Here is a 12561-nt window from a genome sequence, read left to right as displayed (position 1 = left end):
GGCTCGACCATCGCATCACGTCGAGTCGTCCGCCGAGTCGACGTGAACCGTCTTCAGCCGTCTTGAGTCGTCGCGAACGAGAGTGAGTTCACGTGGCCTGTGACCTCTGGCTGGTCCCCCTCGTCGACGTGCTGTGCCACAGCCCCGACAACCCCTTCGCCGAGGAGATCGCCGCGTACGACAAGGCGCTCGGCGAGGCCGGGCTGCCGCCCGTGCCCGTCTTCGGCTACATGCCGGGGCTCTCCGGGGACGTGGCGCCCGTCGCGGGCTTCGACTACGACGCGCTGCACTTCCTGCGCCGCGCCCACATGCTCAACCTGTGCGGCCTCGCCGTCACCCCCGTGGACGAACTGGGCGGGGACTATGAGCAGTTGCTGGAGATGTTCGAGGCCACGGCGCAGCAGTCCCATCTGGTGTGGCACTACGACCACGCCGGCGCGTACGTCCCGGTGGACTTCGCGCACCCGCTGACCAATGACGAACTCCTGGAGGGCGGCGGCCCCTTGGGGTCCAGTCAGGGGCTGCTGCGCGAACTGCACGCGGTGGCACCGGTGCTGGGCATCGACCCGGACAACCCCCCTGCCGCGCCCGCCGCTCCGGAGCGGCCCACGGGGCTGGAGGAGCGGGCGGCGCCCGGGCCGGAGGACGACAGCCCGTTCGCGCGGGAGCGGCACGTCTGGCTGGGGCTGCACGCCGCGGCGACGCGCAGTCTGGGCCAGGGGTCGATGATCGTCTTCAGCTGAGGCCGCTCGCCGGTCCGGCCGAGGCTGCTTGCCGGCCCGGTTGAGGCCGCTCGCCGGTGCGTCCGGGGCGTCAGCGCGGGGACTCCGGGGGCCGCTGCCGCGGCATGTTCGGCCGGGTGCCGGGGGGCAGCGGGAAGCGGGGCAGCGGGCCGCCGCCCTCTCCCCGGGGGCCCCAGGACACCAGCGACTGCGTGAGCAGCGGCGTCGGCCCCGCGCGGAACTCCACCATCCAGTCGGCCGTCTCCGCCCGCACGAGCTCGGAGACGTCCTCGGAGAAGCGGCGCAGGACGCTCAGGCAGCGCTCGGCCGCCTCGCTGGCCGTGCCCTCCGTCGGGCCGAGCACCTCGCGGACGCACTCCGACGCCCAGTCGAACTGGAGGGCCTCCAGCCGCCGCTGCACGGCCTGTGCCGTGGCGACGGCCCGCATCCAGCCGGACGTCAGGCCGAAGTAGCGGTCGCAGGCGACGCAGGCGACCGACCCGAGCAGCACCAGGAAGCCCCAGGCGCAGCCGGTGCGGACGACGTTCGTCAGCTGGAGCAGCGGCAGGGCCGAGCCCACCACCGCGCAGGCCGCGGCGCCGATGCGCAGCGCGCGCGCCCACCGGCGTTTCCAGGCGCGGTCCGCCAGATACCAGTCGACCAGGTAGAGGGCGCCGTTCTCCACCCAGCGGTACAGCTCATCGAGACGCTCCGCGGGCTCCCCCCAGTCGCCGAGCGGGAACGTGCGGCCGCGCAGGTCGCCACGGTGCCTCCCACTCTGCTCGCGGGGGAGCCCCTCGGGCTGCATCTCCGGCTGGCTCACCCGTGCACTCCCTCTGCCGCATGCGGATCGCGAGCCACCTTCCTACCGCCGAACGGTCGGTCTTGGGGACAAGATCGCTGCTTTTCCGCCCGTAAGCGCTGAGGAATCCGGTATAAGCCGCGGATCGACATCACCCGAAAGAGTGGGTCGCGGGGTCGGGGGTATGGTCACGCCGTTGTCGTCCGGTTGCCGCCCGGCCGTGCGGGGCCGGTGCAGTGACGTTTCTGTGCCGCGCTCGCGTCTTGTCGTACGGACCGTCGTACGGACCCGGGAAAGCGATCAGTCGACGAGGCAATAGGGTGACGGGTGTGAAGGTCCTCGTCATCGGCGGCGGCGCCCGCGAACACGCCCTGTGCCGCTCACTCTCCCTCGATCCCGACGTCACCGCGCTGCACTGCGCCCCCGGCAATGCCGGGATCGCCGAGGTTGCCGAGGTGCACCAGGTGGACGCCCTCGACGGCGCGGCCGTCGCCGGCCTCGCCGCGTCCCTGAGCGCGGACCTGGTGGTCGTCGGCCCCGAAGCCCCGCTGGTCGCGGGCGTCTCCGACGTCCTGCGCGAGCGGGGTTTCGCCGTCTTCGGCCCCTCGGGGCAGGCCGCGGAGCTGGAGGGCTCCAAGGCGTTCGCCAAGGACGTCATGGCGGCGGCCGGCGTGCCCACGGCCCGCGCCTACGTGTGCACCACGCCCGCGGAGATCGACGCCGCGCTCGACGCCTTCGGCGCGCCGTACGTCGTCAAGGACGACGGCCTGGCCGCCGGCAAGGGCGTCGTCGTCACCAGCGACCTCGGCCTCGCCCGCGAGCACGCGCTGGCCTGCGGCCGCGTCGTGATCGAGGAGTTCCTGGACGGCCCCGAGGTCTCCCTCTTCGCCGTCACCGACGGCGAGACCGTCGTCCCCCTCCAGCCCGCCCAGGACTTCAAGCGCGCCCTCGACGGCGACGAGGGGCCGAACACGGGCGGCATGGGCGCGTACTCCCCGCTGCCCTGGGCCGACCCCAAGCTCGTCGACGAGGTCCTCCAGACGGTCCTCCAGCCCACCGTGGACGAGCTGCGCCGCCGCGGCACGCTCTTCTCCGGCCTGCTCTACGCCGGCCTCGCGATCACCTCGCGCGGCGTCCGCGTGATCGAGTTCAACGCCCGCTTCGGCGACCCCGAGACGCAGGTCGTCCTCGCGCGCCTGAAGACGCCCCTGGCCGGGCTGCTGCACGCCGCGGCCACGGGGACGCTCGCGTCCCTGCCGCCGCTGCGGTGGAGCGACGGCGCCGCCGTCACGGTCGTCGTCGCCTCGCACAACTACCCCGGGACGCCGCGCACGGGCGACGTCATCGAGGGCCTGGAAGAGGCCGCGCGAACCGACGGCGCGTACGTCCTCCACGCGGGTACGGCCCGGGACGCCGACGGGCACGTGGTCAGCGCCGGCGGCCGCGTCCTGTCCGTGACGGCCACGGGCGAGTCCCTGCGGGCCGCCCGCGCGCGTGCGTACGAGTCGCTCTCCCACCTCCGCCTGCCCGGCTCCCACCACCGCACGGACATCGCTGCGCGGGCTTCGGAAGAGGCGTAGGGCTCGTCGAAAGGGGGAGCACCGCGGTGCTCCCCCTTTCGGCCATCCTCTTGCCGCAGGCAAGAAATCGCCGCCGCGGCGGCGCTGAGCCCCCACAACCTGTCCGGCGGTGCCGAACGGCCTCACCCGTGGCGCCGCCCCCCGCCGGAGGCCCCGCCGCGCCGCCCCCTATACGTCGAGCCCGCCCGGCCAGGGCCCCGGCTTTGACCAAAGCCATTCCATCGGGTGACCGGATGGCTAACTAGCTGACGCGCGCCCCACCCCCAACTAGGGTGCGGCGCAAGCACGGTGCCGGGCAGAGACCGGTGCCGTGGTGCCGGCATCAGGCAACTGGCCCACCGGCATTGCGATGTCAGAGGCCGGTGCCACAGTGGGGGGAAAGGCAACGCCCCCCGGCGTTGCGTCCGCTGTCGCACTCCTCGGTCCGCGTTCCGACGGAGCACAAACTGGCAACAGGGGGTGATCGGTCTCGTGGCAGGTCCGGAAGCAGGCGTGCTGGTCGCACGCGCCCAAGCCCTCGCGGTGCTGCGCATCCGCAGCGCCGCGCTGGCCGTCGCCCTGCTGCCCGCGGCAGCCGCCGCCGTGCTGGCGGCGGGCATCGCCATGGGCCGCATCCCGGACGGCGGCGCCTGGTCCGCCGCCCGCTGGGTGTTCGCCGGTGCCGCGGTCCTCGCCCTGACCGTCGCGGCCACCGTGGCCGCCGTGGTCATCCGGGCGAGACCGGCCCTGAGCCCCACGGTCCCCATCCCGGAGGAGAAGGCGCCCGACCTCTACCGTCTGGTCCGCGACCTCGCGGAGCGGCTGGAGGTCCCGGCCCCGTCGGCGATGGCCCTCACTCCCGACTGCGACAGCTGGCTGGAGGACCGCACCCACCCGGCCCACGCCTCGCCGCACGGCGCGGCGAACGGCCCCCCGCGCGCCCGGCGCCCGCGCCGCCGTTCCACGGCCGCGCCGGTGCTGGTGATCGGGTCGCCGTTCCTGTGGTGGATGCGCGTCGCCGAGCTGCGCGCCCTGCTGGCGCCGGTCGTCGCGGGCACGGGCCCCTCGGCCCACCCCGACATAGCCGCCGCCCGCCGTTTCGTCCGCGGGCTGGACGCCGCCGTGGCGGTCGCGGCGGGCCGGCCCGCCCTGGCGTTCGTCGGCGGTCCGGCCCGGCTGCTGCTGCACTCCTGCCGGGGCCACGCGGCCGAGATGGAGCGGGGCGTCGCGGCGGCCGCTTCCGAGCGCGCCCAGAGCGTGGACTACGGCTTGCGGATCGTCGCCCAGGAGCAGGTGGGCCTGGCCTACGCCGGCTGGGACCGGCTGCTCAACCGGGTCGCGTTGCCCGCCTGGCGCATGGGCCGCTGGCCCTCCCGCCTCGACGCGGGCGTCGTCTCCGCCCTCACCGAGCTCTCCCGCCGCGACCGCCTCGCGGAGGGCTTCGCCTCCCGGCTGGGCGAGCGCCCGGCCTGCGATCTGCTGGAGGAGCCCGGCGCGATCGACGAGGCCGCGTCCCTGCTGGCGGCCCGGCTCTTCCACGGCGGCCCGCCGGACACGGGCCCGGGCTGGCTGCCGGTGGCGTGGAGCCAGTATCCGGAGGAGGTCGTGGACCGGAAATGGCGGCTGGAGGCCGCCCGCCTGCACCGCGTCCTCGACGTCGTAGATGCCCTGCCGGCCCTCACCCCCGTCCCCGCGGCCCCGGCCGGCATGGCCGCGGCTCCCACCGTCGCCCGGGTCCTGGAGCGGCTGACGGGCCCGTCCACCGACGGGATCGCGGAGGAGCTGGGCGCCCGGCTCGGCGCCGAGGTGGCCCGGGAGGCCGCCCAGGAGGCGCTCACGGCCCGGCAGCGGGCCTTCGGCGCCGCGGCCACGGCCGAGCCCTGGGTGGACGGCCTCGCGCCCCTCTTCCCGCTCCAGCCGCCCCGCAGCGGCCGCGAGCTCCTCGCCGACCACGTGACGGCCATGGTCTGCTGCGCCGCCGTGGACACCGCCGGCGCCGCCCCGGGCCTGGACTGGCTCGACGGCCCGGCCCTGCTGGTCGGCGGCGCCCGCCGCCAGGGCCTCGCCCCCACGGTCCTCAGCCTGATCGAGGACGGCGACGACGCACCGCTGCGCACCTGGCTCGGCGAGGTGGGGGTCCGCCCCGAGAAGCCCGTCCGCCTGGTGTGACGCCCGGTGAGCCCCGTGACACTCGGTGATCCTTCGCCCTGTCACTTACCGGGGAATTTCGCGACGAGCGGTGACGAGACGGGCGCAGTATGTGATGTGCTGGGGGCTGCTGTGCGCCAGTGACTGCAGTGAGCCACGCCCGGGCACCGGGATCCGGCCAGGGAAATCGGCAGGCGTCGGGGGACGTAGGGGAGGGAGCACGCATGGGGATGGACCAGATCCGCCGCTGGGAGTCGGGGGCGCTCGCGCACGCCGTGTCCGATCCCTTCGGTCAGGGCCCGCTGCCCTGGCTGCGCGGCAGCGAGCACTATTTCGACGACACGGGCCAGATCATCCCCTGGTACGTGAACCCCGTCCCGGACCGGGGCGGCGGAAGGCCGGGAGCAGGCACCGGCAGATCCGGCGGCGGGCGCGGCACGGGCCGTGTCCCCGCCCCCCGCGGCGGCGGCCCGCGCACCGCCGACGACGTCCACCTCCAGATCAAGGGCTTCGCGTCCAACAGCTCCGTCGCCCCCGGCGAGGCCATAGATTTCCGCATCACCGTGGATCCGCCGCAGCAGTTCGGCGTGGACGTCTACCGCATCGGCCACTACGCGGGCGACGGCGCCTCGAAGATCACCACCAGTCCACGGCTGTCCGGCATCGTCCAGCCCGCGCCGCTCACCGTCGACCGCACGGTCTCCTGCCACCACTGGTGGCTCTCCTGGCGCCTCCAGATCCCCAGCTACTGGAGCCTCGGCGCCTACGTGGCCGTCCTGACCACCGCCGACGGCTACCGCAGCCACATCCCCTTCCTCGTCCGCGACACCCACCCGGCGGACCTGCTGCTCGTCCTGCCCGACATCACCTGGCAGGCCTACAACCTCTACCCCGAGGACGGCCGCACGGGCGCGAGCCTCTACCACGCCTGGGACGAGCACGGCCGGTTGCTCGGCGAGGAGGGCGCGGCCACCACCGTCTCCTTCGACCGCCCCTTCGCGGGCGCGGGCCTGCCGCTGCACGTGGGCCACGCGTACGACTTCATCCGCTGGGCCGAGCGCTACGGCTACGACCTCGCCTACGCCGACACCCGCGACCTCCACGCGGGTCGCGTCGACCCCTCCCGCTACCGCGGCCTGGTCTTCCCCGGCCACGACGAGTACTGGTCGCCGGCCATGCGCCGGGCCGCCGAGCTCGCCCGCGACTCCGGCACGTCGCTGGTCTTCCTCTCCGCCAACACCATGTACTGGCAGGTCGAGCTCGCCCCCTCGCCGGCCGGCCCCGACCACCTCATGACCTGCCGGAAGCACCGCGGCCCCGGCCGCTCCGCGCTCTGGCGGGACGTCTCGCCCGCCGAGCAGCAGCTCCTGGGCATCCAGTACGCGGGGCGCGTCCCCGAGCCCGCCCCCATGGTCGTGCGCAACGCCGACCACTGGCTGTGGGACGCCACCGGCGCCGGCGAGGGCGACGAGCTCCCCGGCCTCGTCGCCGGCGAGGCCGACCGCTACTACCCCCGCACGGCCCTGCCCGAGCACACGCGCCGCATCCTGCTGGCCCACTCGCCGTACCTGGACAGCGAGGGCAACAAGCGCCACCAGGAGACGTCCCTCTACCGCGCCCCGAGCGGCGCCCTGGTCTTCGCCGCGGGCACCTTCGCCTGGTCACCCGCCCTGGACCGGCCGGGCCACACCGACACCCGGATCCAGCGGGCCACGGCCAACCTCCTGGACCGCATCTGCAAGCGCTGCTGACCCTCGCCCGACCCTCCTCCGCGTAGGTCCGGTCCCGTACGGCAGAATCGTGGTGCTTGGACAAACCACCAGGAGGACGCGTGTCCGGATTCGTAGAGAAGCCCGAGCCGATCGAGGTGCCGGGCCTTGTGCATCTGCACACCGGCAAGGTCCGCGACCTCTACCGCGACCCGGACGGCAATCTGGTCATGGTCGCCTCCGACCGCCTGTCCGCCTACGACTGGGTGCTGCCCACCGAGATCCCCGACAAGGGCCGGGTCCTCACCCAGCTGTCCCTGTGGTGGTTCGACCAGCTCACCGACCTCGCCCCCAACCACGTCCTCTCCACGGACCTGCCCGCCGGCGCCCCCGCCGACTGGGAGGGCCGCACGCTCATCTGCCGCGCGCTCGACATGGTGCCGGTGGAGTGCGTGGCCCGCGGCTATCTGACCGGCTCCGGGCTCGCCGAGTACCGGCAGACGCGCACGGTGTGCGGGCTCGCCCTCCCCGAGGGCCTCACCGACGGCTCCGAGCTGCCCTCCCCGATCTTCACGCCCGCCACGAAGGCGGAGGTCGGCGAGCACGACGAGAACGTCAGCTACGAGGAGGTGGCGCGGCAGACCGGCGCCGAGACGGCGGCCCTGCTGCGGCAGACCACCCTCGCCGTCTACGGGCGGGCCCGCGACGTCGCCCGCGACCGGGGCATCATCCTCGCCGACACCAAGTTCGAGTTCGGCTTCGCCGGCGGCGAGCTCGTCCTCGCGGACGAGGTGCTCACCCCCGACTCGTCCCGCTTCTGGCCGGCGGAGGAGTGGCAGCCGGGGCGGGCGCAGCCGTCCTACGACAAGCAGTTCGTCCGCGACTGGCTGACCTCCCCGGCCTCGGGCTGGGACCGCCACGGCCACCAGCCGCCGCCGGCCCTGCCGGAGGAGATCGTGACCCGCACCCGCGCGAAGTACGTCGAGGCGTACGAACGCCTGACGGGCCTGAGCTGGTCCTGAGACCGGGGGCGGGAGCCGGGCCACCCCTCCCGCCGCAACGGCGCCCAGCCACCGGCAAACGCTCCCGGCGGTGCCACGCGGCCTCGGGCAGCCGGTGCCCGGCCGCGCGGGGCCCGGCACATTCCTCCGCCGCAACGGCCCCCAGCCACACGCCACGCATCCGGCGGTGCCGAACTAAGAGCTCTCTAAGAGAGCCCTGACAAGCTGGGGGGCACCCCGACCCGCTGTGGGCACCGCGCAGCGGAAGGGCACCCCGAACGCCGCAGAACCCCGCCGGAGGCGACATGGTCGAGACGCCCGTTCTCGTCGTCGACGACGACCCCGACGTCCGGGCGGCCGTGGTCGACGCCCTCACCATCGAGGGCTACGCGGTCCGCGCCGCGGCCGACGGCCTGGAGGCCCTCTCCGCCGTCGCTGCCGCACCGCCCGCCGCCGTCGTCCTCGACCTGGCCATGCCTGTCCTCGACGGCCTCGCCGTCTGCCGGCGGCTGCGCGCCCTGGGCGACCGTACGCCCGTGCTCGTCCTCACCGCCCGCGACGCCGTAGCCGACCGCGTCGCGGGCCTGGACGCGGGAGCCGACGACTACCTGGTCAAGCCGTTCGCCCTGGACGAGCTCCTGGCCCGCCTCAGGGCCCTCCTGCGCCGCGCCGCCCCCGCGGAACCGGCCGCCGGGCAGGACACCGGCACCCTGTCCTTCGCGGACCTCACCGTCGACCCGGCCACCCGCACCGGCGACCGCGGCGGCACGCCCCTCGAATTCACGCGCACTGAATTCGCCCTGCTGGACGTCCTGATGCGCCACCCGGGCCAGGTGCTGCCCCGCGAGGTCATCCAGGAGCGCGTGTGGGGCACCGACTTCGGCCCGGACTCCAACTCCCTCGCCGTCTACGTCGGTTACCTGCGCCGCAAGCTGGAGGCCGGCGGCGCGCCCCGCCTGGTCCATACCGTGCACGGCGTCGGCTACCGCTTGGCGGAGCAGTGACCGAGCGGAACGCAGGCAACGCAGCAGGCGGCGCAGGCAGCGCGCGCGACACAGGCGGCGCCGCGAGAACGACGGCCCTGCGCAGAAGGCTCCTGGGCCGGAGGCCGCTCCGCGCGAGGCTCGCCCTCGTGACGTCCGTGGCCGTGGCCCTCGTCGCCCTGGGCGTCCTGGCCGCCGCCTACGTCGTCATCCGCTACGAACTCGGCCGCCAGCTCGACCTCCAGCTCAAGCAGCAGGCCACCCTCATCTCGCAGCAGAGCCGCAGCGAACCGGCGGGCCCCCTCTACGGCGAGTGCACCTGGCTCGCCGCCCCGGCCTGCGCGCAGACCGTCCGGGCCGACCCGGCCGCCCCGCACCAGAACGGCCTCGTGCTGCCCGTGACCGGCGCCACCCGCCGCGTCGCGGCCGGGACGCTCGGCGAGCACTACAGCGACATCACCGTCGACGGCCACGCCATGCGGATGCTGACCACCCCGGTCAAGGGCCACCGCGCCCTCCAGGTCGCCGTCCGCTCCGACACCGTCGACAAGGGCGTGCGCCAGGCGGGCCTGCTGCTCGGCGCGGTCGGCGGCGCGGGCGTGCTCCTCGCCGCCGGCCTCGGCTACTTCGCGTCCCGTACGTCCCTGCGCCCCGTGACCCGGCTCACGGCCACCGCCGAACACATCGCCGCCACCCGCGACCCCGCCCACCGCATCGAGCTCGCCCCCTACGAGGCCCGCCGCGACGACGAGATCACCAGCCTCGCCGCCAGCTTCAACACCATGCTCGGCGAACTGGAGGAGGCCGTCGCCGCTCAGCGCCGCCTCGTCGCCGACGCCTCGCACGAGCTGCGCACCCCGCTGACCGCGCTGCGCACCAACGCCGAGCTCCTCGCCCGCGCCGAACGCCTCACCCCGGCCCAGCGCGAGCGGGCCGCCGGCGCGCTCGGCCGCCAGCTCCGCGAGGTCACCGGTCTGGTCAACGACCTCATCGAGCTGGCCCGCGACGAGGAGCCGCAGCAGTTCCTGGAGGACGTGCGCCTCGACCGGCTGGCGGAGCGCTGCGTCGCCGACGCGCGCGGCCACTGGCCCGGCACGGTCTTCACGGCGGACCTGGCCGGCCCGGAGGGCGTCACCGTCCCGGCCGTCCCGGCCCGCCTCGCCCGGCTGCTGTCCAACCTGCTCGACAACGCCGCCAAGTTCAGCCCGCCCGGCGGCGCCGTCGAGCTGCGCCTGGCCCGCACGGGCGGCGGGCGGCTCGACCTGACCGTCCGCGACCACGGCCCCGGCATCTCCGCCGAGGACCTGCCCTACGTCTTCGACCGCTTCTACCGCTCCCGCCAGGCCCGGGCCCTTCCCGGCTCCGGCCTGGGCCTCGCCATGGCCCGCCAGATCGCCCGCGCCCACGGCGCCGAGCTGACCGCGGAACAGGCACCCACGGGCGGCGCCCTCTTCCGCCTCCGCTTCCCGGCCCCGTGACAGAAGCCCCGGGAAACCCGGAGCCCGGGAAACCGAAGGTCCCGGGAACGCCGAAGGCCCCGGTCGTGATGACCGGGGCCTTCGCACTGGAGCGGACGACGAGACTCGAACTCGCGACATCCACCTTGGCAAGGTGGTGCTCTACCAACTGAGCTACGTCCGCATGCCCCGCGCGTTTCCGTGCGGTGCGAGGACAACTATAGCCAACCTTGAGAGCGTGCAATGCGCGCGGCGGCATGCCGGTTGTCCGCGCCCAGCTTCGTGGCGGCCGAGGAGAGGTAATTGCGGACCGTCCCGGGCGTCAGTGAGGCCCGCTCCGCGATCTCCGCGACGGGCGCCCCGCCCTCCGCCAGTTCGAGCAGCTCGGCCTCGCGCGCGCTCAGCGGGGAGTCGCCCGCGCTGATCGCGTCGGCCGCCAACTCCGGGTCCACGTAACGGCTTCCGCGGTGCACGGTCCGGATGATCTCGGCGAGCTTCTGTGCCGAGACGGTCTTCGGCACGAACCCCCGCACCCCCGCTTCCAGCGCCCGCTTCAGGTGTCCGGGGCGGCCGTGCCCCGTCACGATCATGGTCCGGCACGCCGGCAGTTCGGCCCGCAGGGATGTGGCCACCATCACACCATCGGCCCCTGGCATTTGAAGATCCAGCACCGCGACGTCCGGCCGGTGCGTCCGGGCCATCGCAAGCGCCTCCGGGCCCGACGCCGCCTCGGCGACCACCTGAAGATCATCCTCCAGGCCCAGCAGCGCGGCCAGCGCGCCCCGGATCAAATGCTCGTCATCCGCGAGCATGACCCGGATCGGCGTGATGTTGACGCTGTCGCTCATATTGCTCCCCCCGTCACCGGAACCCCGCCCTTCATGCGCGGCGCCCCGCCCACCGGGGCCGCACCACCGGGCGCGTCCGCCGGCAGCACCCCCTCCAACGGCACCTCCGCCGTCAGCCGGAACGTCGCGTTCGCGCGGTGCTCGTACGTCAGCGTGCCGCCCAGCACCGTGAGCCGCTCCCGCAGGCCCGCCAGCCCGGAGCCGCTCCCGGACCCCGGATCCCGGTCCGGCTCCCGCACGCCGTTGTTCTCCATGACCAGAACGGCCTTCGCCTCCGCCGCGACCCTCAGCCGTACGGCGCACCGCTCGGCGTCCGCGTGCCGCAGCACATTGGTGGTGCCCTCCCGGACGACCCACGCCAGGACCGACTGCACCGCGGGCGGCAGGGCCTTGCCCACCGTGTCGTCGATGCGGCACTCGATGTCCGCGGCGGACAGCACGCCCCGCGCCCCCACCAGCTCGGTGTGCAGGTCCGCCTCGCGGTAGCCGCGGACGACCTCCCGGACCTCGCGCTGCGAGTCCTGCGCCATGCGCTGGACCTCGGTCATCTGGTCCACCGCGGCGGGCGAGCCCCGCCGGGCCAGCTGGACGGCGAGCTCGCTCTTGAGCGCGATCACCGCGAGGTTCCGGCCGAGGACGTCGTGCAGATCCCGGCCGAACCGCAGCCGCTCCTCCGCGACCGCCAGCCGCGCCTGCGTCTCCCGCGCCTCTTCCAGCTCCCACATGACGAGCAGCATCCAGCCCGACGTCCGCACGACGTACACGCAGCACAGCGTGAGGCCCAGCAGCGACCCCGTCAGGGAGACGGCGGCCATCCAGCCGCCGCCGATCGCCAGCACGCCGATGCCCAGCAGCAGCGCTACGGTGCCGCACGTGATCACGAACCTGCGGATCTTGCGGACCAGCAGCGTGACCGGGCCGAAGACCGACAGGACGCCGTTCCACAGGTACATGCCTATCGTGGAGCTGTGCTCGTCGCCGTAGGCGCCGAACGAGATCGTCATGCAGACGATCACCGCGACGAACAGCACCACTTGCACGGCCAGCAGCCACCAGGGGGCGGGCTTCTTCCACAGATAGTGGTCGAGGGAGCGGCGGAACACGGAGATTCCCAGGACGCCCTGGAGGGTCGAGATCCCGCCCAGCGCCAGGATCCACGGCCGCGTGAGACCGGATTCAGCGACCACGCCGGACGTGCTGAGCGCGGGGAGCAGGACGGGCAGTGCGTAGAGGGTCCAGCGTATGTAGCTGTCGAGCTTGGCGACCCTGCTGCGGCCCCGCCACTCCCGCACCCGTTTCCACAGGCCCATGGCCTCCGCCCCCTGTACGCGC

Annotated in this window: 10 protein-coding genes and 1 tRNA gene; 7 read left to right on the top strand and 4 right to left on the bottom strand. The window is 74.2% G+C overall.

Annotated features, from left to right (window positions below; genetic code table 11):
• The first annotated feature begins 92 nt into the window (after positions 1 to 92).
• Entirely contained in the window at positions 93 to 743 is a 651-nt protein-coding gene (locus D7231_RS10190; protein WP_106677582.1) for a hypothetical protein, read from the top strand.
• A gap of 70 nt (positions 744 to 813) precedes the next feature.
• Here the strand turns inward: D7231_RS10190 and D7231_RS10185 are convergent, their stop codons facing one another.
• On the bottom strand, positions 814 to 1545 hold the full coding sequence (locus tag D7231_RS10185) for an SLATT domain-containing protein (protein ID WP_030367034.1): 732 nt from the start codon (positions 1543 to 1545) through the stop codon (positions 814 to 816).
• A gap of 308 nt (positions 1546 to 1853) precedes the next feature.
• Here D7231_RS10185 and purD point away from each other — a divergent pair, with 308 nt between their 5' ends.
• The 6 genes from purD to D7231_RS10155 all read left to right on the top strand — a co-directional run bounded on the left by purD (position 1854) and on the right by D7231_RS10155 (position 10402).
• Positions 1854 to 3104, top strand: a complete 1251-nt coding sequence (gene purD, locus D7231_RS10180; RefSeq protein WP_120754656.1) for a phosphoribosylamine--glycine ligase — start codon at positions 1854 to 1856, stop codon at positions 3102 to 3104.
• Positions 3105 to 3563: 459 nt separating this feature from the next.
• Positions 3564 to 5252 (top strand): hypothetical protein, encoded by a 1689-nt coding sequence (locus D7231_RS10175; RefSeq protein ID WP_120754655.1) that lies wholly within the window; start codon positions 3564 to 3566, stop codon positions 5250 to 5252.
• A gap of 203 nt (positions 5253 to 5455) precedes the next feature.
• A complete protein-coding gene (locus D7231_RS10170) occupies positions 5456 to 6982 on the top strand; it encodes a N,N-dimethylformamidase beta subunit family domain-containing protein (protein ID WP_120754654.1) in 1527 nt (508 codons plus the stop codon).
• A gap of 80 nt (positions 6983 to 7062) precedes the next feature.
• Positions 7063 to 7962, top strand: a complete 900-nt coding sequence (locus D7231_RS10165) for a phosphoribosylaminoimidazolesuccinocarboxamide synthase (RefSeq protein ID WP_120754653.1) — start codon at positions 7063 to 7065, stop codon at positions 7960 to 7962.
• A 284-nt stretch (positions 7963 to 8246) separates the two neighbouring features.
• A complete protein-coding gene (locus tag D7231_RS10160; protein ID WP_120754652.1) occupies positions 8247 to 8945 on the top strand; it encodes a response regulator transcription factor in 699 nt (232 codons plus the stop codon).
• Between the two features lie 128 nt (positions 8946 to 9073).
• A complete protein-coding gene (locus D7231_RS10155; RefSeq protein ID WP_241999641.1) occupies positions 9074 to 10402 on the top strand; it encodes a sensor histidine kinase in 1329 nt (442 codons plus the stop codon).
• 87 nt (positions 10403 to 10489) lie between these two features.
• Here the strand turns inward: D7231_RS10155 and D7231_RS10150 are convergent.
• The 3 genes from D7231_RS10150 to D7231_RS10140 all read right to left on the bottom strand — a co-directional run bounded on the left by D7231_RS10150 (position 10490) and on the right by D7231_RS10140 (position 12539).
• Positions 10490 to 10565: transfer RNA gene (locus D7231_RS10150), tRNA-Gly, on the bottom strand.
• A 34-nt stretch (positions 10566 to 10599) separates the two neighbouring features.
• Positions 10600 to 11229, bottom strand: a complete 630-nt coding sequence (locus tag D7231_RS10145) for a response regulator transcription factor (RefSeq protein ID WP_120754651.1) — start codon at positions 11227 to 11229, stop codon at positions 10600 to 10602.
• Positions 11226 to 12539, bottom strand: coding sequence for a sensor histidine kinase (locus tag D7231_RS10140; protein WP_120754650.1), 1314 nt, complete (start codon positions 12537 to 12539; stop codon positions 11226 to 11228). Before D7231_RS10140 ends, D7231_RS10145 begins: the two co-directional genes overlap by 4 nt.
• Positions 12540 to 12561: the final 22 nt, after the last annotated feature.

The organism is Streptomyces klenkii, assembly GCF_003626645.1.
GTDB classification, from domain to species: domain Bacteria; phylum Actinomycetota; class Actinomycetes; order Streptomycetales; family Streptomycetaceae; genus Streptomyces; species Streptomyces klenkii.
Note: the sequence above shows the minus strand (reverse complement) of the source record. Positions and strands in the feature narration are given on the sequence as shown.